The 20,855-nt window shown below is 72.1% G+C and carries 15 protein-coding genes, 1 tRNA gene and 4 pseudogenes; 11 read left to right on the top strand and 9 right to left on the bottom strand.

What is annotated here, in order from left to right; all coding sequences use genetic code 11:
* Positions 1-22 precede the first annotated feature (22 nt).
* Positions 23-1,519, bottom strand: a complete 1,497-nt coding sequence (locus MMR14E_RS01005; protein WP_331312396.1) for an amidase — start codon at positions 1,517-1,519, stop codon at positions 23-25.
* A gap of 48 nt (positions 1,520-1,567) precedes the next feature.
* The gene (locus tag MMR14E_RS01000; protein WP_331312395.1) at positions 1,568-2,797 is read right to left on the bottom strand and encodes an MFS transporter; all 1,230 of its coding nucleotides are present in this window, start codon (positions 2,795-2,797) and stop codon (positions 1,568-1,570) included.
* 72 nt (positions 2,798-2,869) lie between these two features.
* Between MMR14E_RS01000 and MMR14E_RS00995 the strand changes: the two are divergent.
* Positions 2,870-3,109: pseudogene (locus MMR14E_RS00995) on the top strand (asparagine synthase-related protein); the annotation flags it as partial.
* On the opposite strand, the gene MMR14E_RS00990 reads toward MMR14E_RS00995, so the two are convergent.
* On the bottom strand, positions 3,067-4,320 hold the full coding sequence (locus MMR14E_RS00990; protein ID WP_331312394.1) for a D-serine ammonia-lyase: 1,254 nt from the start codon (positions 4,318-4,320) through the stop codon (positions 3,067-3,069). The pseudogene MMR14E_RS00995 and the gene MMR14E_RS00990 overlap by 43 nt on opposite strands.
* A 108-nt stretch (positions 4,321-4,428) precedes the next feature.
* Here MMR14E_RS00990 and MMR14E_RS00985 point away from each other — a divergent pair, with 108 nt between their 5' ends.
* On the top strand, positions 4,429-5,343 hold the full coding sequence (locus MMR14E_RS00985; protein WP_331312393.1) for a LysR substrate-binding domain-containing protein: 915 nt from the start codon (positions 4,429-4,431) through the stop codon (positions 5,341-5,343).
* Between the two features lie 50 nt (positions 5,344-5,393).
* Here the strand turns inward: MMR14E_RS00985 and MMR14E_RS00980 are convergent, their stop codons facing one another.
* Positions 5,394-5,603, bottom strand: coding sequence for a LysR substrate-binding domain-containing protein (locus MMR14E_RS00980; RefSeq protein ID WP_419539273.1), 210 nt, complete (start codon positions 5,601-5,603; stop codon positions 5,394-5,396).
* Between the two features lie 237 nt (positions 5,604-5,840).
* On the opposite strand from MMR14E_RS00980, the gene lysA reads away from it, so the two are divergent.
* The 5 genes and pseudogenes from lysA to MMR14E_RS29120 all read left to right on the top strand — a co-directional run.
* A complete protein-coding gene (gene lysA, locus MMR14E_RS00975; protein ID WP_331312392.1) occupies positions 5,841-7,109 on the top strand; it encodes a diaminopimelate decarboxylase in 1,269 nt (422 codons plus the stop codon).
* Between the two features lie 29 nt (positions 7,110-7,138).
* Positions 7,139-7,960, top strand: a complete 822-nt coding sequence (locus tag MMR14E_RS00970) for a glycosyltransferase family 2 protein (protein ID WP_331312488.1) — start codon at positions 7,139-7,141, stop codon at positions 7,958-7,960.
* 12 nt (positions 7,961-7,972) lie between these two features.
* A tRNA-Ser gene (locus tag MMR14E_RS00965) sits at positions 7,973-8,064 on the top strand.
* An 87-nt stretch (positions 8,065-8,151) separates the two neighbouring features.
* On the top strand, positions 8,152-8,394 hold the full coding sequence (locus MMR14E_RS29125; RefSeq protein WP_419539272.1) for a DUF6538 domain-containing protein: 243 nt from the start codon (positions 8,152-8,154) through the stop codon (positions 8,392-8,394).
* A pseudogene (locus MMR14E_RS29120) lies at positions 8,325-8,958 on the top strand (IS3 family transposase); the annotation flags it as partial. The gene MMR14E_RS29125 and the pseudogene MMR14E_RS29120, both read left to right, overlap by 70 nt.
* Here the strand turns inward: MMR14E_RS29120 and MMR14E_RS00955 are convergent.
* Positions 8,943-12,158, bottom strand: coding sequence for a glycosyltransferase family protein (locus MMR14E_RS00955; protein WP_331312391.1), 3,216 nt, complete (start codon positions 12,156-12,158; stop codon positions 8,943-8,945). The pseudogene MMR14E_RS29120 and the gene MMR14E_RS00955 overlap by 16 nt on opposite strands.
* 32 nt (positions 12,159-12,190) lie before the next feature.
* Positions 12,191-13,186 carry a glycosyltransferase family protein gene (locus tag MMR14E_RS00950; RefSeq protein ID WP_331312390.1) on the bottom strand — a complete coding sequence of 332 codons (996 nt, stop codon included), beginning with the start codon at positions 13,184-13,186 and terminating at the stop codon, positions 12,191-12,193.
* A gap of 1,709 nt (positions 13,187-14,895) precedes the next feature.
* Between MMR14E_RS00950 and MMR14E_RS00945 the strand changes: the two are divergent.
* Positions 14,896-15,150: pseudogene (locus MMR14E_RS00945) on the top strand (methyl-accepting chemotaxis protein); the annotation flags it as partial.
* On the opposite strand, the pseudogene MMR14E_RS00940 reads toward MMR14E_RS00945, so the two are convergent.
* Positions 15,144-15,284, bottom strand: a pseudogene (locus MMR14E_RS00940) (LysR family transcriptional regulator); the annotation flags it as partial. The pseudogenes MMR14E_RS00945 and MMR14E_RS00940 overlap by 7 nt on opposite strands.
* Positions 15,285-15,406: 122 nt before the next feature.
* Between MMR14E_RS00940 and MMR14E_RS00935 the strand changes: the two are divergent.
* The 3 genes from MMR14E_RS00935 (at position 15,407) to MMR14E_RS00925 (ending at position 18,178) form a co-directional block, all read left to right on the top strand.
* A complete protein-coding gene (locus MMR14E_RS00935; protein ID WP_331312389.1) occupies positions 15,407-16,285 on the top strand; it encodes an NmrA family NAD(P)-binding protein in 879 nt (292 codons plus the stop codon).
* Between the two features lie 470 nt (positions 16,286-16,755).
* Positions 16,756-17,466: a hypothetical protein gene (locus MMR14E_RS00930; protein ID WP_331312388.1), complete on the top strand. Its 711-nt coding sequence runs from the start codon at positions 16,756-16,758 to the stop codon at positions 17,464-17,466.
* Positions 17,467-17,701: 235 nt separating this feature from the next.
* Positions 17,702-18,178 (top strand): VOC family protein, encoded by a 477-nt coding sequence (locus tag MMR14E_RS00925; protein WP_331312387.1) that lies wholly within the window; start codon positions 17,702-17,704, stop codon positions 18,176-18,178.
* A 51-nt stretch (positions 18,179-18,229) separates the two neighbouring features.
* Here MMR14E_RS00925 and MMR14E_RS00920 read toward each other — a convergent pair whose 3' ends face one another.
* Complete coding sequence (locus MMR14E_RS00920) at positions 18,230-19,048, bottom strand: hypothetical protein (RefSeq protein WP_331312386.1); 819 nt, start codon at positions 19,046-19,048, stop codon at positions 18,230-18,232.
* Between the two features lie 133 nt (positions 19,049-19,181).
* Positions 19,182-20,666: a PAS domain-containing methyl-accepting chemotaxis protein gene (locus tag MMR14E_RS00915; RefSeq protein WP_331312385.1), complete on the bottom strand. Its 1,485-nt coding sequence runs from the start codon at positions 20,664-20,666 to the stop codon at positions 19,182-19,184.
* Positions 20,667-20,855 lie beyond the last annotated feature (189 nt).

Raw genomic sequence — 20,855 nt, 5'->3', positions numbered from 1 at the left:
TCGCCCCGGATCGCGTGAACACTCAGCCGAGATCGTAGAAGCCGGGGCTCCGCGCGATCGGCGGCCGGTCGGCCAGTGCCGCGAGGTCCGGTTTCGGGCGGGTCAGCTCCGGCTGGTCGGCGCAACGCGCCTCGATGGCCGCCGCCGCAGCGAGCAGGGCGGCGTCGCCGCCGCGGCGGGCCACGACCTGCACGCCGAAGGGCAGGCCGGCCTCGTCGACGCCGAGGGGCAGGCTGATCGCCGGGTGGCCGGCGAGGGTCACGCCGTAGGCCAGGGCCAGCCAGTGGAAGTACGAGCGCGTGGCGGCACCGTCGATCCGGGCCGGGTACAGCTCGCTCCAGGGGCGCGGCGAGAGGGTGATGGTCGGGCTGATCAGCAGGTCGTAGCGGCCGAAGAAGGCGACGAAACTCCGGTAGATGGTGGTCTGGAGGCTCGCCGCGCGGGCGTAGTCGGCGAGGGTGTAGCCGAGGCCCTCCTCGACATTCGCGCGGACGTTCGGGCCGAGCCGCTGCGGCCGGGTGCGGTAATTGTCGAGGTGCAGGGCGAGGAACTGCGCGGCCCGCAGGATCGCGAAGGCCTCATCCGCCCCCGCGCAGTCCGGCGTCGCCGCCTCGGCGGCGGCGAAGAGCGGCGACAGCGACGCGACGCGCCGGCGGAAGACCCGCCGGACGTGCTGCTCGGTCGGCGCGAAGCCGAAATCTTCCGTGAACGCGACGCGGAGCGCGCCGAGGTCGAGCGCGTGGGGCGGGTCGTAGCGCTCCGCGCGCCCGCGCACGGGCTCGCCGGGCAGCGTGTACGCCAGCGGATCGCGCGGATCGTCGTCGGCCATCACGCCGAGCATCAGGGCGGCGTCGCCGACCGTCCGGGCCATGGGCCCGTTCACCGGGAGATTGGCCCAGCCGAGCCCGCGCCGCTCGTTCGGGACGAGACCGGAAGAGGGGCGCATCCCGACGATCCCCGCGTAGGCGGCCGGGTTGCGCAGCGATCCCCCGGTATCCGAACCGGACGCGAGCGGGACCATGCCGCAGGCGAGGGCGACCGCCGAGCCGCCGGACGAGCCCGCCGCGGAGAGCGTCGGATCGAAGGCGTTGCCGGTCGCACCGTGGACGGTGTTGCGCGTGTTCGCGCCCGCCGCGAATTCGGGCGTGTTGGTCTTGGCGAGCACGATGGCGCCGGCGGCGCGCAGGCGCGCCACGACGCCGAGGTCCCGGGCCGGGACGTTGTCGGCGTGGATCGGGCTGCCGTAGGTCGTGCGCAGCCCGGCCGTGTCCTCGGTGTCCTTGATGCCGACCGGGAGGCCGTGGAGCGGGCCCAGGGGCTCGCCGCCGCGTACCGCGGCCTCCGCGCGCCGCGCCGCTTCCCGCGCCCGCTCGGTGTCGAGGGCCACCACCGCGTTCACCGCCGGGTTGATCCGGGCGATCCGGTCGAGACACGCGTCCAGGAGTTCGACGGGGGAGATGTCTCCGCGCCCGATGAGGCGGCGCAGGTCCACAGCGGACAGGTCGCAAAGGTCGGTCACGGCGGGATCTCCCTCGGGATTGAACGGGCGGATCGCTGGAACCCTGCTTCAGGCCGCCTGCGGCAGGGCAGCGGTGGAGCGGCTGCGGATCGTCAGGGCGACCAGGGTCGCGACGGCCGCGGCGGTCAGCAGGAAGTCGAACGCGGCGTCGTAGGTGCCGTAATGGTCGACGAGCACGCCCATCACCAGCGGCGCGATGAAGCCGGCGCACTGGCCGCCCAGATTGACCATGCCGACGCTGGTGCCGATCTGGTCGTCGCGCATGAGCTTGGTCGGCAGGGCGAAGGCCGCGGCGAAGACGAACGACTTGAAGAAGTAGGTGATCGACTGGAAGGTGATCACCCCCGCGATCGTCGGTGCCTTGTACATCAGGTACAGGAAGATTCCGGTCAGCACCGTGCTGACCACGATCATGTACTTCTCCCGGCCGTCGAAGAACCGGATCATGACCCAGCCGCCGATCGCCGTTGCGATGCTTGCCATGACGAAGGGGAGGGGGGTCAGCAGGCCGACCGCCTTGAGGTCGAGGCCGCGCGCCTGGAGCAGGTAGGTGGGCATCCAGGCGTCGAGGCCCTTGTTGATGCAGCCGAGGCCGAACCAGACGAGCATCAGCTGCCACAGGAGCGGGTTGCGGAGCAGCGCGCGCGACGGAGCCGACCGGCCGCGTCCGGAGCGGGCGGTGCCGGAGGCCTGCGCGGGCGGGCGGTGCGGGATCAGCCGATAATAGACGAGCCCGAAGATCAGGCCCGCGGCGCCGACCACGAAGAAGGCGTGGCGCCAGCCGAAGTAGATCAGCAGCGGGGCCATCACCAGCGGCGCGAGCAGGCTTCCGACGTAGTTCGACGAGATCATCAGCGACGACATCTTCGGGCGTGCCGGCCCCGTGAACTGCTCGGACACGGCCTTGATGCAGGCCGCGGGAAAGCCGCCCTCGGCCAGGCCGAAGATCAGCCGGATCGCGATCAGGGACGTGAACGACCACGCGAGGCCGGTCAGGGCGGTGAAGATCGACCACGCGACGGCCGTGCCGATGACGACGTATTTCGAGCCGAACCGGTCCGCGAGCCAGCCCCCGGGCAGCTGCATCAGCGAGTAGCCGAAGAAGAAGACGCTGAGGACGACGCCGTACTCGGTCGGGCTCAGGCCGAATTCCCGGCCGATCTGGGTCAGGGCCAGGGCGATCGCGGCGCGGTCCACGTAGGAGATGCAGTAGGCGGCGTAGAGCAGCGCGAAGCCCAGGTACGGGCGGCCCGGTTGCGCGGGCTGGGCGGGGTCCATGGTCTGGCTCCGGTTCGATGATGCGCGCGCGGAGCCGAGACCCCGCGCGGGTCTGCCAAGTCGGGCCCGGCCGAGGCGCGGGTGCCGTTCCTCGACCACGAACTCGTCGAGCTGGCGGCCCGCATCCCGGCGGAGCTCAAGGTCCGGGACGGCGGCAAGTACATCCTGAAGGAGGCCGCGCGGGCGGTCGTCCCGGCCGAGGTGATCGACCGCAAGAAGGGGTACTTCCCGGTTCCGGCGCTGAAGCACATCCGCGGCCCGTTCCTCGACTACGTCCGCGATATCCTCGACGCCGCCCCCCGCAGGGCGAGGTCGGCGCGCGCAGCAGCGGGCAGCGTCGCGGCGTAGCGCCCGGCCGCCGCGAACCCGGCCGCCGCCGAGGGCTCCAGGCGGAGGCCCGCCTCGGTCCACATCACCTTGAGCCAGCGGTAGAGCGCGTCGTCGGGCACCGTGACCACGGCCGCGACGAGCTTCTCGAGCGTCCGGGCGACCAGCATCGACGCGGAGGCGCAGGCCAGCCCGTCCGCCGCCGTGCGATTGTCGAGGCCGACCTCGTAGACGCTCACCGAGCGGTCGAGACCGGCCGCGAGCTGGACCAGCATGCACGGGGACGCGACGGGCTCGACGAAGACCGGGCGCACGGCGTCACCGAACAGCAGCTTCAGGCCGAAGGCGACGCCGCCCGGCGCCCCGCCGACGCCGCAGGGCAGGTAGACGAACAGGGGACGCGCCGGCCCGACCGCGATTCCGGCCTCCGCGAGCTGGCGCTGCAGGTCGAGGGCCGCGGCCGCGTAGCCGAGGAACAGATCGACGGAATCCTCGTCGTCGACGAAGTGGGCGTCTGCCCGGCCGGCGAAGGCGCCGCGCGCCGCCGCGACCGCGGCGCCGTAATCGCCGCGATGCTCGACGACGCGGGCTCCGAGTTCGCGCAGGCGCTGCTTCTTCCACGCCTTGGCGTCGTGGGACATGTGGACCTCGACCGCGAAGCCGAGCGCCCGGCCCATCAGCCCGACGCTGAAGCCGAGGTTGCCGGTGCTGCCGACCGCGATGACGTGGCGGGCGAACAGGGCGCGGAACTCCGGGTCGGCGAAGGCCGCGTAGGATCGCCCCTCGGCGATGAGCCCGGCCCGATCGGCCAGCGCCTCGGCGTAGGCCAGGACCTCGTAGACGCCGCCGCGCGCCTTGATGCAGCCGGTGACCGGCAGCGCGTGGTCGGCCTTCACGAGCACGCGCCCGTCGGCGCCGTCCAGGATCTCCCGCGACAGGCGTCCTTCGAGCCGGCCGAGCGGCGAATCGATCCGGCCGGCGCCCTCTTCGGGGAAGAGGCGTGCCAGGAGCGGTGCGAAGCGCTGCCAGCGCGCCGCGGCCCCGTCCACGTCGGCGCGGCCGATCGCGAGCCCGGGCAGGACCGACGCCGTGGCGTCCAGCGCCGGGTTGGTCCAGATCGTCGGGCCGGCGCACCTCACCGCCTCCGGGATCCGGTCGACCCACGCTCGGTTCTGCATCTCGCTGGCCGCTGCCATGGCGCTTCCGATCCTGCTCGGTCCGTGCGCGCCGAACCTGCGCGAAAGTCGGGGAGGCGGCCAATTATATTCTCTGGCGCGGACTATTAGGCCAGCTTATGGTCGGGTATGCCCGTAAGGCTCGACGCGCGCCTCGCCGGCGACCTGTTCTTCTTCCGCGCCCTGGTCGAGGCGGGCGGCTTCGCCAAGGCCGGCGATCGCCTGGCGGTCACGCAGAGCGCGGTCACGCAGCGGATCCAGCGGCTGGAGCAGCGCCTGGGATACGCCCTGCTGGAGCGGGGTGCCCGGGAGATCCGCCTGACCGCCGAGGGCCACGACCTGTACGCCGCGGCGCGGAGCGGATTCGACGGCATGGGCGAGGCCCTGCTCCGGGCGGAACGGCGCGAGGGCCGGGAGACGCTGCGGATCAGCTGCATCCCGTCCCTGGCCTCGGAATGGCTCGCCCCCCGCCTGAGGGCCTTCAGCGACACGCATCCCGACATCGACGTCGCCGTCTTCGGGGAGACCCACGACCTGGATCCGGGACGCATGGTGCGGGCCGGCGTCGACGTGGCGATCCGCTACGGCCCGGCCCCGCCCGCCGGCGCGACGATCGTCTTCGACCATCCCGAACCGGTCTACCCGGTCTGCGCCCCGGCCTACCGCGACGCGGCGGCGGAGCCCGGCGGGGCCGTCGTCCTGCTCCACGACGCGACGCCGTGGGAGGCCGCCGCGAGCGTCTCGGAGGAGTGGGATCGCTGGATCCGCATCCACGGCCCGCCCCGGGACGGCCGGATCCAGAACCTCTACTTCAACCTCGCGCAGCTGGCGCTGCGGGCTTCGCTCGGCGGCTCGGGCATCGCGCTGGGCCGGTCGCTGATCGTCGCGCCCTATCGCGCCGACGGGCGCCTCGTGCCCGCCTGCGGCGGGGCTGTCATGAGCGGGCTCCGGTATTTCGTCCTGGTGCGAGCCCTGCCGCCCGCGGGTCCGGCGGCGGCGTTCGTGGACTGGCTGGGCCGGACCATGGCCGGCCCGAGCCGGTAAGCCCGGACGCGGCGCCGGACTGCCGAGGGGGACGCGTCCCGGGCGGGTGGCTATCGGCGGCCGGACAGGCCCGTCGACAGCGCGGCGGCGAGGTGAGCGACGAAGGCGTTCACCTTGGGACTGACGAGGCGCCGGGACGTGTGGAGCGCCCAGAGCTCCGTCGGCGGCCCCTCCAGCCAGCCCCAGCAGGCCAGGCGCCCGGCGGCCACGTCGCCCCCGACGAGCGAGCGCGGCAGCAGGGCCGCGCCGGCGCCCGCCACNACCGGTGGAGACCAGCCGCGGCGCGCGGCGCGGCTACCGGGTGCCGAAGGAGCCTTTCATTCTGGACCCGCTGCTGTAGAGGGCGGAGGCCGGCACGCCGTCGCGGTGCCGCGCGCCCGGTGCCCCGGTCGGGAACGGTCATCGGCGCGCGCCCGCCGCGGCGCGCGGCGGGGTGTTTCACGGGAAACAGCCCGCGTTCCGGCACGGACGACACGCGGCGACGAGACACGGCCGAGATGCACCATTTCCACTATCGCGACGGCCGCCTGCACGCCGAGGAGGTCGACCTGACCGGCCTCGCCGCGGAGGTCGGCACACCGTTCTACTGCTACAGTACCGCCACGCTGGAGCGGCACTACCGCGTCTTCGCGGAGGCGTTCGCGGGCGACGACGCGCTGGTCTGCTTCGCCATGAAGGCGAACTCGAACCAGGCCGTCCTGCGGGCCCTCGCGGCCCGGGGCGCGGGGATGGACATCGTCTCGGGCGGCGAGTTGCGGCGGGCGCTGGCCGCCGGCGTGGATCCCGCCAAGATCGTGTTCTCGGGCGTGGGCAAGACCCGCGCCGAGATGGCGGCCGCGCTCGAAGCCGGCATCTTCTGCTTCAACGTCGAGAGCGAGCCGGAGCTCGCGGTCCTGTCCGAGGTGGCCGTGGGTCTCGGCCTCCGGGCGCCGGTCTCGGTCCGGGTGAACCCCGACGTGGATGCCGGCACGCACGCCAAGATCTCGACCGGCAAGTACGAGAACAAGTTCGGCATCCCGATCACCCGGGCGCCGGCGGTCTACGCCGCCGCTTCCGCCCTGCCGGGCATCGCGGTGCACGGCGTCGACATGCATATCGGCAGCCAGATCACCGATCTGGCGCCCTTCGCCGACGCGGCCCGGCTGCTCGCCGGCCTCGCGCGGGAGCTTCTGGCGGCCGGGCACCCCCTGCACCACATCGACTTCGGCGGCGGCCTCGGGATTCCCTACCGCGACGACAACGCGCCGCCGCCGGACCCCGCCGCGCTGGCCGCGACCCTGCGGCCGCATTTCGCCCCCCTCGGCCTGCGCCCGGTCTTCGAGATCGGCCGGATGATCGTCGGCAATGCCGGGATCCTGCTGACGCGGGTGCTCTACGTGAAGCACAGCGCGGGGCGGACCTTCGTGATCGTCGACGCGGCGATGAACGACCTGATCCGCCCGACCCTGTACGAGGCCTATCACGGCCTGCGGCCGGTCATCGAGCCGGGGTCCGAGACCCCGCGCCGCGTCGCCGACGTGGTCGGCCCGGTCTGCGAGAGCGGCGACTATCTCGCCCTCAACCGCGAGATGCCGGAGGTGAAGCCCGGCGACCTGATCGCCGTGATGAGCGCCGGCGCCTACGGGGCCGTGCAGTCCTGCACCTACAACACCCGGCCCCTGGTACCGGAGGTTCTGGTGCGGGGCGACCGGGCGGCCGTGGTGCGCCCGCGCGTCGACGTCGACGCGCTGATCGCCCTCGACCGGGTGCCGGACTGGCTCGCGTGAGCCGCGCTGCGGCGGGTGCCGCCGCCCCGATGCGGGGACCCGACGGGCCGCTGCCGCTGTCGGTCTTCATCATCGCCCACAACGAGGCGGACCGGATCGGCGCGACGATCCGGGCGGTGCGCGACCTGACCGACGATCTGGTGGTGGTCGATTCGGGTTCCACGGACGGGACGCAGGCGCTGGCCGAGTCGCTGGGGGCGCGGGTGCTGCACCATCCCTGGCCGGGCTACGGCCCGCAGAAGCGCTTCGCCGAGGAGCAGTGCCGGCACGTCTGGCTCCTGAACGTCGACGCCGACGAGGTGGTGCCGCCGGATCTGGTCCGGGAAATCCGGGGCCTGTGGGCCGCGGGCGAGCCGCGCCGGCCGGCGTGGCGGATCTGCATCGCCGAGATCTTCCCCGGCGAGGGCCGGCCGCACCCGCTCGCCTACACGCTGACGCCGGTCCGGCTCTATCGGAAGGACCGCGGCCGCTACGCCGCCTCGCCGGTCCACGACCGGGTGGCGCTGGAGCCGGGGGTGAATCCGGGCCGGCTCCGGGGCGTGATCCACCATTTCTCGGTGCGCTCGCTCGGCGACCAGCTCGACAAGCTGAACCGCTACTCCGACCAGCAGGCGGACGACCTGGACTCGCGAGGCGTGGTGATCCCGACGTGGCGGGTGTTCGTCGAGCTGCCGGGCAATTTCCTGAAGGCCTATCTCGGCCGCCGCCACTTCGTGCGGGGCACCTACGGCTTCCTGACGGCGATGAACTACGCGATCTCGCGGCATCTGCGCGTCGCCAAGCACGTCGAGCGCCGCCGCGTGGCCGCCGCCCGCCACGATCGGGTTGACCCGCCGGATCCGACCTTCTAGAGCCAGAGCGCCGGAGACGTGGCCGAGCGGCTGAAGGCACTCGTTTGCTAAATGAGCATACCCAGAAATGGGTATCGAGGGTTCGAATCCCTCCGTCTCCGCCATCAAGCCCTAAGACATTGTAGAAAAAGGGTTTTTCTCGCTTCGCCCGACCCGCTTTCGTGGCACGGTGTCACCGTAGCCGAGAGGTGATGGGGCCCGCGGTGCGGCGCGTCGACCATCTGCGATGCCGCTATGGGCGCTGGTCCGTGCGACTCAGGGTGCCGGCCCACCTCGTCGCCACGATCGGTCGGACCCATCTCGTCCGATCTCTCGACACCGAAAACGAGAGTTCACGCCGGAGTTCAAACGCGAAGCGGTCGCCCTGCCGGAGAGCGGCGGCCGGCCGCAGATGCGGGTCGCGGCCGAGCTCGGGATCCAGCCTGCGATGCTGAGGCAAGGGTGCGCCACGCTGAAGGGGGCGGCGCCCCGGCCGCGCTCTGCCGGATCGACGGGAGCCTCGCCGCCGAGCCCGGTCGCGTCCCCGTCCGATCAGGCCGCCGAGATCGCCCGACTGCGGCGGGAGCTCGACCGCACGCGCACGGAGCGCGACGTGATAGAAGAGCCGTCGGCATCTGCGCGGAGATGCCCGAGTGACCTTCGCCGTCATCGAGCAGCATGCGCGGCCTTGGCCGGTGCGTCTCATGTGCCGCGTGCTCGGAGTCTCACGCAGCGGCTTCTACGGATGGCGGTCACGGCCCGCGAGCGCCCGCTCCACGCGCAGCCGTGCGGATCTCGAAAGCGGACGCATGATCCGCCGCTCCTGCGGGAATGGTGCGACCGAGCGCCGCCCGAGCCGACAAGCGCCGACAGACGCGAGTGCCTGCCAAGTTCAATCAAACTTCGGACGCTCGTGCGCACGCGGCGAGGACGGCGTACCGGGGACGAGGCGCCGGCGAGATGCCGTCGGCCTCCGACGAGCCCTGGCTCCTGGCGGGCCGCGTCATGACGCGGCGGTGACGTGCGTTCGGAACAAGGTTGCCAGCGTCCGCAAGCTCTTGCTGTGCGGCTCAGCCAGCGAGACGGTGCAGACGCTCGGATCGACGTCGGGAAAGGGAGCGGTGATGCGCACTGTGCGCGCATCGACTTTCAGGACGGGAGCACGCCACGCCTGACCGTCCGCGGTCCGAATGACCGCGAAAATCTCCTTCGGAAGCCTTGGAGACACGGGCGAGAATTCGACTTCCGCAGCCCAGAGCTGCCCCGACACTACCGTGATCGCATCCGCGCATTCCGAGAGGCTGTGGCGCAGGCTGACGCTCTGCGGCGGCCCGTTGATGACTCGGCGAGGCTCAGGAATGAAGCGCGCCGGATCTCCGGTGTCGGGCGCGATGAAGATGGATGCGATGTCGTCGAGGACACGCAGCTGACCGCCGGCGACCTGTGCGATCGCGAGGGCATGGCGGCCGAACTCAAGTCCGGAAATGTCGATATGGCCGCAGTAGCCCGACGTCGCTGCGGCAGGTTCTCCATACCACGTGGCCACGTCCGGACGCGGATCGCTCTGAAGGGCGACCCACGATGTCCCGCTGCGGCCGGTCAGCCGCAGGTAGATCGCCTTCGGCGGCGGTCCCGAGACGTGCAGCCACCCGCGCAGGAACACGGAGGCCCGCGCGACCACCGACGTGAGATCCAGACTTCGGTTGAGGCGCTCGTCCGTGCGCAGCACGTCGAGGCGGCAGCCGCACTCGCTGCGCCGGATCGGCCTCAATGTCAGCCGCCGGACGGCGTCGGGCAGCTCCGGAACCGGGCGCGCCCGTGCGCCCGCCGTCGCGGCGGACGGCGCGGCGGACGGCGCGGCCGGAGCGTGGGCGGCCTCGTCCCACTGGATCGCGGTGCTGGTCCACGAGGCTGCATTCGTCCGCAGCCCCAGAGTCTCGAGCCGGAGGTCGAACCCGTGTCGCAGGTGGCTGGGTACCCGTCCGTGGCGGAGGGGCCGCGCCTCGATCAGGCGCTCGTAGAGAGCGCGCACCGACGCGAGGTGGCTGTCGACGTCGGGGAAGGATTTGCGGCCGATGAGGGCCTGCATCCGGCCCAGGCGTGCGCGATCGTAGTGCAGGCCGATGAGACGGGTGCGGACGGCGCCAGCGTCGTCAGGCGGCACCTTGAAACCGTCGATCCCGTCCTCGACGCGCTCGGCGAGGGCGCCGATATCGGCGACGATGGGGACGAGGCCCGCCTGCCACGCTTCGGTCAGCGCGATCACGAACGTCTCGGGCCAGGTCGAGAGGTGCAGCGAGACATCGCACCCGGCCAGCAGGCCGCCGATCGCGTGCGGCTCGTAGGCGCCGGTGACGCTGACCTGATCCGATCCGAAGCCCGCGACCGCGTCGCGGTACGGGTCGTCGATCCGGCCGATCACCTTGAAGTGGATGGGATAGGCCTCGCAGCTGCGGATCAGGTTGATCGCCTGCTGCCCACCCTTGTGGGCCGCGAGGTTGCCGAGGATCGCGACGGTCAGCCGATCGGCGTCGCGCTTGCGCCGGGCGACCGACCGCGCGTCGGCGGGTGCGGCGGTCGGCGCCACCATCGGGATCGCGACGATCCGCTCGGCGGGAATGCCCGGGAAATAGCGCCTGAGGTATCGCGCCGTCTCCGGCGTGCTCGTGACGAACGCGTCGATCGCGTCGGTCACCAGGGTCATCATGCCGTCGCGGCGCGCCTTCGAGCCGGGCGGATAGTTGTTGCCCGAGACCAGGCAGGCGTCGCACTGGTCCGCGCCGCGATTGACGACGTCGCAGAACCGGCCGTTGTGATCGAGCAGCAGCCAGCGCTCGCAGATCAGGAAATGGTCGTGCAGGTGATAGACGGTGGGTATGCCGCAGGCCCGCGCGATGAGCGGCAGGGACAGCGGGACGTGCATCAGATGATGGATGTGGACGAGGTCGACCTGATGCTCGAACAGCAATCGCTGGACGAGTCCCTCCACGAACGGGTCCGTTGAGAGCGGCGGCGTGACGGCGCCGCAGGCGAAGCTCTCCGCGATCCCGGGCCCCTCGAGCCGCAGCGACCAGCGCCCGTCGCCGAAGACGGGGAACAGGAACAGGACCCGGTACGGCTCGCCGAGTTCGGTCAGCAGTTCCTGATAGACCTCGACCCCGCCAAAGGGGCGATGCCCCATCCGGTTGTGCGTGAGCATCAGGACCGTGCGGATCGCGGTCTTCGCCCGGTGCGGCCGACGCGCCTGCGCCTGCCGGTGGTCGCTCACCGCGTCCAGGATGGTCGCGACGCGGTGGTCGTAGAGGTGTTCGGCCCGCGTCCGCGCCTGCGCGGCGCGGGCGCGGGCGATGCGGGCCTCCGGCTCGGTCAGGGCCGTGAGGATCGCCTCGACCGCACCGGCCTCGTCGCCGCAGAGGGCGATCTCGGCGCCGGGCGCGTAGTACGCGGCCGTCTCCGGCTCGGGCGAGACCACGACCTGGTAGCCGCCGGCGAGCGCGGTCTCAAACAGCCGCGGCGGCGGCGTCGAGCCGGTCGCCTGATCGGCCCGCGCCGACGAGAAGATCCGAGGCAGGGTCAGCACGACGCGACTGCGGTTCGCCAGAAGAGCGAAGTCGCGGTTCCCGCAGCGCCAGTCCGTGACGAGCGCCTCGTCCTCGAGCTCGGGCGGGCCGATGTGCTCGTTCCACGGCAGCGCCAGCTTGAACTTCACGTCCCGCGGCAGCTTCGCCGACAGCGCGTTCAGGGTCGCGACCCGGTTCGGCCACGCCGTTCCGATGAAGAGGAGATCGTAGCGGTAGCGCGCGTCGTCCTCGATCACCGCCAGATCGTGGAAGTGCGACGAGGCGCCGAGAGCGAGGTGGTGCGCCCGCCCCCCGTAGGCCGGGACCGTGGCCCGGTCGTTCGTGAAGACCAGATCGAAGGCCGCCGAGCCGCGCACGTTCGCCTCGCGCTCGTACGGATCCTCCGTGGTCCAGAGCACGCTGGTGCGGGCGAGCCCCGCGAGCCGCCCGACCAGCGGCGCGTGCGCGCGGGCGCCGCCGAAAGCGATCAGCGTGTCGAGGCCCTGCTCGACGAAGGTGACCAGGGCATCGCCATGCCCGCCGACATGGACCCGGCCGACCACAGGATGGCGCCGCAGCGCGTCCGCGATGGCGAGCACGAGGTAGCGATTGTGCGTCTGCGGCTCGGTGTCCAGCAACAGGATCGACAGGTCGGACATGGTCGGTCGGGTCTGTCTCAGCGGCGACGTGATCAGGCCGCGACCGTCAGGCGGCTCAGGTCGAGCAGGCGGGCCGCCCGATGCCGGTAGGTGTGCTCGCGCAGCGCCCGCGCCTGCGCCCGGCGCGCGATCGCCTCGATGGCGGCGGGCTCGTCGAGCGACCGCTCGATGGCGCGCGCGATATCGGCCGCGCCGTCCACCAGCAGGATCTCCGTATCCGGCTCGAAATGCGCGCAGACTTCCAGGCCGGTGACGAAGAAGGCCTGCGCCGAGCCCGACAGGGCGACCTCGAAGGTCCGGGGCCCCGGCGTCGCCTGCGGGAGCGACAGCCGGCGGTTGGCCACGTCGAGGTCGCGGCCGATATTGAGCGTCAGCCGGGCCGCCGCGGCGTAGTCGGCCATCTGCGCCGGCGTGAGGCGGCGGTTCACCGCGCACCGGAGCGTGTCCGGCCACCCGGCGCCCAGGATCTCCACGACGTGGCGGCACAGGAGATCGTCGATCCGACGCATCAGGGCGATGCGGTTCGGGTAGGCGACGCCGCAGAAGAACAGGACGGTCTCCCGCTCCGCGACCGGGAGGATCGGCCGGAAGTGCCGGTTGGGCGCGGCCGCCAGCGGCAGGTGATGGACGTCCGGGTGACGGTAGTGCTGCGCCGCCCAGGAATCGTTGCTCACGACGATGTCGGCGTAGAGTTCCGCCTTGAAGGCGTAGTCGAACTCGTACGGGTCATCGGTCAGCCAGAAGATCAGCACGCCGCCGACGGCGTCCACCGCCCGGCGAAGCGCGCGCAGATCCGCCAGATCAGGCACGAGGCTTCCGACCGCGACCACGACATCCGGGCGGGACGCCCGGATTGCCGCGACCGCGAGTTCCAGAGGCGCCTGCATGACCCGCTCGGCGCCGAGAAGTTCGCCGAAACCCTCGGCGAGATCGCTCCGGATCCCGGGATTTCTGTTGAGCGCATCGGGGAAGGTGCTCGTGACCAGCACGTGCGGCCCGGCCAACGAAATCGCGCTGACGAAATTCATCCCTCTTGACCTCGGCGAAACAGGCCAGTTTTGTTTGCAGGTTAACGCCAATCGTAAGTAGACACGCAACTGTCGCGTGTCCATTTCGGACATTAATTTCCCCCAACCTCCTGTCGCGCGGGAAAAACCGGACACTCTACTGTTGGCAATCAGGAAGTATGGAACGGGATAAACTGGCAATAGGCGCGCCGACCCCACCGGGAGAGCCGTGCGCGGAGGTGCTGCACCCCTTCCTGCCGTGGTTGACCGGCCGCCTCCTGCTGTTGGGGCCGAGGCCCGACGCGGGGGGCAGGGCGCGCTGGGCTCCCGCCGCCGAGGTGGTCACAACGGCGGATGGCGCCGACCTGCCGGCCGCGACGCGCTTCGATGCCGTCGTCCTGCTGGGTCTTCTGCCCGGTCGCGACGACGGGCGCGGGTGCGTCCTCGACGCGACGATCGCCTGGGCCCAGGAGCGGCTGCGGCCCGGCGGGCGGCTGATCCTCGTCATCGACAACGCCCTGTCGCTCCCCGGCCTCGCCTCGGGGTCCGAGACGGCGGGGGAGCGCGGCTTCCCGAGCCTCGAAGGGCGTCCCCGATCCGACGGCGCCCGGCTGCCGACGCGGGCAGGCTTGAAGCGGTCCCTGCGGGCCCGCGGCCTGGTCCATCAGGATTGGTGGTTCCCGTTCCCGGATCAGGGGCGGCCCCTGAGCCTCATCGCCGAGCGAGGATTGGAGCGCCCGGGGGGGTTCGACCCCGGGATGCTCGCCATCGGCGCGGCCGGCCCGGATCCCGCAGCCTGTGCGGGCGCGCTGTTCTCGCCGCGGCGCGCCTGGGCGCAGGTGGCGGATCTGGGGCTCACCGGCGATCTGGCGCCGGCCTTCGCGGTCGCGGCGTCGGCAGCGCCGCTGCCGCCGGATGACCGGCTGGCGATCCACGTCGGACTGCGCCGCCGCCCGGAATTCGAGCGCTTTGTCACCTTCTCGGAGGCCGGATCGCGGATCGCGGTGCGCCGCGCGCGCGCGAACCCCGGTCTTCCCGCCGCGGTCGCGGGGGTGACGAACCTGTTGCCGTCGGAGACCTACGTGCCGGGCCCCCTCTGGGCGTCGGATCTCGAGGCCCGTCTGGCGCGGGAGGGCTGGTGCCTGGACGCGGTCTCAGCCTGGGCCGGGACGTGGCTGGCGGCCGTCTCACGCTGCTTCGCGGACGGCGCGCCGCTGGGACCGGACACGATCCTCCCGGCACGGGCGCTCGACGCCATCCCGAAGAACCTCGTCTCCGGCCCGGCGGGCACGTTCATAGACCTGGAATGGGACCTCGGCGTCCCTCTGGACGCGGGTCATCTCGCCGTGCGCGGCCTCGTCAACGCGCTGACCGACGCGCCGGACTGGCGGCCCGGCGGAGCGGCCGGCCTGACCCTGCTGGACGCCCTGCGCGCCCTGCTGCCGAGGCTCGGATTCGCCCTGGACGATGCGCAGCTCGCGGACCGGCTGGCCCGGGAGAGCCGGTTCCAGTCGATCGTCAGTGACCATGTGATCGAGCGCGGTCTGGGCTGGGCGGCGGCGACCCGGCTTCCGGCCGGCAATCCGGCCCGGAGCGGCGCGGATCCGCGCGCGGCGCTCGCCGAGGCGTCCGCGGAGATCGCCCGGCTGCGCGAGGAGAACGCGGCCCTGCGCCCTGGATTGCTTCGCAGCGCTCGCAAAGACGGTGGCGTTGGGGCCCTCGAACGGCTTGGGCTCGCTCAGGCCGCGGTCGGCGAGGCCGACCAGACCGCCCACCTCGTCCAGGCGCTCAGCCAGAACGCGGCGCGGATCGGCGACATGGTCGGGATGATCTCGGGCATCGCCGCCCAGACCAACCTGCTGGCCTTGAACGCCACGATCGAGGCCGCGCGCGCTGGCGCCGCAGGGCGGGGCTTCGCGGTGGTGGCGACTGAGGTAAAAGCGCTCGCCGACCAGACTGCCAAGACGACGGAAGAGATCAGCCGCGTCCCGAGGCTCGCCTCGAGCTCGGCGACGCGGCGCGACAGCGTCGCCTTCGGCCGCCCGCTCGCCCGGGCGGCGCGACCGAAGCCGCCGTGGCCAGCGACGAGGTTGAAGTCGGCGAGCGCCGCGAGGTCCATATGCTGTTCCAAATCCGGGACACCCAGTCCCGATCTTGCCGTCTATGGCTCAGAAAAGGAACGGCGCATCTTCGGGGCATCGGCGGCCCGCCCCGGGCCGCCCCGCATCCAGGAGATCCTCCATGACCATCCTCGTCACCGGTGCCACGGGCCGCATCGGCTCCGCCGTCGTCGATCACCTCGTCGCGGAAGGCGCCGCCGTGCGCGCCCTGACCCGCGCCCCCGAGACGGCGCGCTTCCCGTCCGGTGTCGAGGCCGTCCGCGGCGATCCCGCCGACATCGACGCGATGCGCGCGGCGCTGGCGGGGGTCGATACGCTGTTCCTCCTCGTCGCCAACGTGCCGGACGAGCTGACCCAGGCGATCACGGCGCTCAGCCTCGCCCGGGACGCGGGCGTGCGCGGCATCGTCTACCTCTCGGTCTTCAAGAGCGAGGCCTACGTCGATGCCCCGCACTTCACCGGCAAGCACGCCGTCGAGCGGATGATCGCGGCCCTCGACCTGCCCGCGACGGTACTGCGGCCCGCCTACTTCATGCAGAACGACCTCGCCCAGAAGGAGCCGCTCCTCGGGGCCGGGATCTTCGGCGTGCCCCTCGGGCAGGCCGGCGTCTCGATGGTCGATACCCGCGACATCGCCGAGGCGGCGGCGATCGCGCTGCTGCGCCGCGAGCGCGCGCCGGAGAGGCTGCCGGCCGAGACCTACGACGTCGTCGGGCCGGACGCCCTGACGGGCGACGCCCTGGCGGAGATCTGGGCCGAGGCGCTCGGACGCGCGGTGCGCTACGGCGGCGACGATCTCGACGGCCTGGAGCAGCGACTCCGCGCCTTCGCACCCGCCTGGCTCGCATACGACCTGCGGGTGATGATGCGCCGCTACCAGGAGGACGGCGCCGTCGCGACGGAGGCCGAACTGGAGCGCTTCGCCGGGCTGCTCGGCCGCAGGCCGCGCAGCTACCGCGCCTTCGCGGCCGAGGTCGCCCGCGACTGGCGGGGCGCGTGAGCGGCAGGGTCCCGTAGGGGGTCGATCAGGCTCCGCAGCGCGGACGTGACCTGCCGGTCGGGGTCGTGCAGGCGACGGCCGGGAAACGGCGGACACCGACCGTCCAGCACTTGGACCAGACGCTGGCGGCCAGATCGTCGACCGCCTCGTCCTCCGGCATGCCGCCATGCCCGCCCCGGCCTTGATCGCGGCGGCCGCGAGCCGGCCGTCGTTCCCGACGCACTCACCGGCCTGGCGCACCCGGATTTGGCGGCCGTCGCGGGCGGATGCCCAGGGCAGCAGGCCGCTGCCGGCGACGAGGCGGGCGTTCACGCAGCTGACCGCACTGGCCGGCCGGATTCGCCGGGCGCGGGTATCGGGGCGATGACCTGTCGGGAGGCCAGGATTTGCCGGCTCCTCCGCGATATGGTCGCATCTCGAGGCCGGACGGCCCCGTCCGGCCGTCCGCACCGCGGGAGGATATCGCGTCCGTGTCGAGACAAGCGCGTTGGGATCGCGGCCGCCACGTCGTGCTGCTCGGCATCAGCCTCCTCTTCGTCGCCGCCGGCATCGGGATGATCGTCACCGACGCGGAAGGCGGCTTCTCGACGACGGTGTTCTTCGGCGTGTGCGCGGCCGTCGCCGTCTGGCAGCTGCGGCCGGACCTCCTCGAATCGGAGAGCCGCACGGTGGGTTCGCTGGCGGCGCAGTTCCCCGGTCCCGTGATCCTGCGGGCCTCGGTGCGGAGACTTCTGTTCCTCGCCCTGATGGCTGCCGGATTCGGCGGGGTGATGCTCTGGATGCTTCACGAGACGCGCTCCACGACCGTGCAAGTCCTGCTCTGGCCGGGCGTCGTGCTGTTCCTCGGCGGTGTCCCCTTCCTTATTCTCACCGCGCTCCGCGGCTCGACGCTGCATCTCGATGAGACGGGCTTCACCATCGTGCAGCTGGGCCGCGCGCGGCGCGCGCGCTGGCAAGCTGTCACCGGCTTCGAGTCGGTGACCGTGGCCGGCTCGGGGCATCGCATGGTCGTCTTCGAGGACGCGAGCGCCGGCGAGACCCGCGTCGGGGCGATGAACCGTCATCTGGTCGGGCGCAACGCGGGGCTGCCGGACAGCTATGGATTGGATCCGGACGCCCTCGCCAGCCTGCTCACGGCTTGGCGCAAGCGGGCGCTGGAGCCGGAGGACGATCGGTCCTGAGTCGCACCGGCGGCCCCGGCGATGGTCCCGGCGCAGGGCGACGGCCGTTCCCGCGGCCACCTCCGCCATCCGCCATGGGTCCGAAGGGATCGGGACCGATCCCGGTCTCGCGGATCGCTCCGCGCCCCGTCCCGGCGGTTTCCAAGACCGCCTCGGGACCGAGCCCCGCAAGCCCGGCGCGACCGCACCCGCACGTACCTTGACCGTCGTCTGCCGGACATGGCCTGATCCCGCGATGGAACCGCTGGCCGATCCGATCGCGCGTGCGCGCTCCCCCGGTACGGGGCATCCCCCGGGTGGCGGCTTCGCGGCCCTCACGCCGGAACTCAGCGTCCGGGACCTCGACGCCAGCCTGCGCTTCTGGTGCGATCTGCTCGGCTTCACGGTCGCTTACGATCGACCTGCGGCGCGCTTCGCTTACCTCGCGCGGGGCGGCGCGCAGATCATGCTGTGTCAGCACAACGGGCGCTGGAGCACGGGCCCGCTGGATCCGCCCTGCGGCCGAGGGGTCAACTTCCAGATCATGGTCGATCGGCTGGACCCGATCCTGGCGGCGCTCGCGGCCGCGGGATGGCCGCTGTTCGAGGAGCCGCGGGAGGCTTGGTACCGGACGGGTCCGGTCGAGGGTGGTCAGCGGGAGTTTCTCGTGCAGGATCCCGACGGTTACCTGGTCCGCCTCGCCGAGAATCTGGGCCAGCGGCAACCCGCTTAGGCTCCGGAAGCCGCGCCCTTGAACGCTCCCGTCACCGTCAAACGGGTCGCGTCAGCGCGTGGCGATGCTCGGCTCCCGACGGCCGGGCCGGGGCTGCACCATGAGGAGGCCGGCCGAGTAGATCAGCGAAACGAGGAGCGCGACCGTCAGCGCGAGCGCGGCCCCGAACGGCTGGATCATCAGGTGGAGCGTCAGCAGGGTCAGGCCGAAGCCGAACACCCCGCGGATCGCGACGCTCGCCAAGCGCGCCATCGCGGCGCCGCCGATGCGACGATGGAGGATGACGAAGGCGCTCGTCATCGTGACCGGGAACGCGGCGATCACCCCGGTCCGGGCGGGACCGAGGGCGGTGCTCAGCGCCAGGAGAGCCGCGACGAACAGGGCGACGGCGCTGGCGCGGACGAGGAGATCGAGCGGGCGCGGCCGCGCGACGACGGCGCTCCGCACGAGAGTGGCGCGCACCACGTGCCGGGTCGAGAGGGCGCCGGCCCCGTAGACGAGGGCGTTGAGCAGGAACGCCGTCAGCGGCGTCCACGCGAGCGCCGAGACCGGCAGGGCCGCCGCGAGCCACGCGAGGATCGCCGGCCCGAGGGTCGCGGTCATGTCCCGACCTGCCGCGCGGTGGGCGTACACGATCAGGAACAGGCCGGTCGCGGCGTTCGCCGCGAAGCCGTTCAGGGCGGCCCCGGCGACGAACGCGGCGTCGTGCTCCATCGCCATGAACACGTAGGCCGGTCCGGCGGAGACCGGCAGGCTGACGACGAGCGCGCCCCAGACCGGCCCCAGCCATTCGGCCAGGACGGAGGCGAGCACCACCACCGTCCCGGAGGTCAGCGCCCGGATCAGGGCCGTCAGCCAAATCGTCGCCAAGGTCGTTTCCCGCGCGTCGCGCCGCCGACCCGCGCCGGCCTCGGAGCCGCGCCCTCGCTATCACGGGCTTCACGCCCGGGCCAAAGCGGCCGACGCGCGGATCCGTCCCGCGCGATGGGAAGGGGGCGCGACGTCAGCCGACGGCGCGCGAGGCTTCCCGGACCTGCCGGGTCGCCGCGTCGACCTGCTCGTTGGCCCGCGCGATCGCCGCCATGCCGCCCGCGATGGTCCCGACGCCGCGGGCCGCCGCGTGCATGCTGCCGGAGATCTCCTGGGTCACCGCCGACTGCTCCTCCACGGCGGCCGCGATCGCCGCCGAGATCTCGTCGAGCGCCCGGATCGTGCCCTGGATCGAGCCGATCGCCGACACCGCCTCGCGCGTGGTCGCCTGCGTGGTGGTGATCTGGTCGCGGATCTGATCCGTGGCCTTGGCGGTCTGCTCGGCCAGCGCCTTCACCTCCGAGGCCACGACCGCGAAGCCCTTGCCGGCCAGACCCGCCCGGGCCGCCTCGATCGTGGCGTTGAGGGCCAGCAGGTTGGTCTGCGCCGCGATCCCCTGGATCATGGTCACGACGTCTCCGATCTGCGCGGCCTGGCCGCTCAGGCCCTCCACGATCGACCCGGTGTGCCGGGCCTGCTCGACGGCCTCGCCGGCCATCCGCGCGGCGTGGCTGACCTGCTGGCTGATCTCCCCCACCGACGCCGACAGCTCCTCGGCGCCCGAGGCCACGCTCTGGATGTCGCCGGAAACCCGCCCGGCGAGCTCGACGGCCTCCGCGGTCCGGCGGCTGGCGCCGTCGACGGCGGTGCCGATCGCGTCGAGGTCGGCGCCGATCGCCCGCTGCGCCGCGCTGCGCCGGTGGCGCTCCCGGACCTGCGCGGTGATGTCGGCGGCGAACTTCACAACCTTAAGGACGCAACCGTCGGCATCGAGGATCGGGTTGTAGGTCGCCTGGATCCAGACGTCGCGGCCGCCCTTGGCGACGCGGCGGAACTCGCCCCCCGCGAACTCGCCCCGGCCGAGGCGATCCCAGAACGCGCGGTAGCCGGCCGTTGCCCGCTCGTCCGGGTCCACGAAGAGGCCGTGATGCTGGCCGCGGATCTCCTCCAGGCGATACCCCATAGCGTCGAGGAAGTTGGCGTTGGCCTCCAGGATCACGCCGGTCGGATCGAAGGCGATTACGGCCTGCGAGCGGTGCAGGGCCTCGATCTGGCCTCCGTAGTCGAGCATCTGCCGCTTCTGCTCCGTGACGTCGGACGCGACTTTGACCACCTTCACGACGCGGCCGGCGCGGTCGAGCACCGGAGTGTAGCTCGCCTGGACCCAGACGCAGCGGCCGCCCCGGGCGATCCGCCTGAACTCGGCGACCTGATGGGTGCCCTGCCGCAGGGCGTCCCAGAAGTCGCGGTAGGCTTGGCTGTCCCGGTCCGCCGCCTCTACGAATATCCCGTGGCGCTGGCCGCGGATGTCCGGCAGGTCGTAGCCCATCATCGTGAGGAAATTGGCGTTGGCCGCGATGATGGTCCCGTCCGGCTCGAACTCGATCACGGCCTGAGACCGGTCGAGGGCGTCGAATCTCGCTGCCAGATCTTCGCGACCGCGCAGGGCGCCGAACATGATCCCATCCCTCGCTGTCGTCCGCGATGATCCCCGGCGCGCTGACGCGGTCGTTCTCGGGATCGGTCGCCGACTCATTGTCGTGCCGGAGCACCTGCGATAACGATTGCGCACAATCGTGAACGATGAATTAAATCTCAACTGCCCGATTTGACAGTTTCCATCACCCACACCGCAGTATGCTGCGAC

This window comes from Methylobacterium mesophilicum (genome assembly GCF_036441335.1).
Taxonomy (GTDB): Bacteria; Pseudomonadota; Alphaproteobacteria; order Rhizobiales; family Beijerinckiaceae; genus Methylobacterium; species Methylobacterium mesophilicum_B.
The sequence above is the reverse complement of the archived record's forward strand: the minus strand, read 5'-3'. Positions and strand labels throughout refer to the sequence as shown.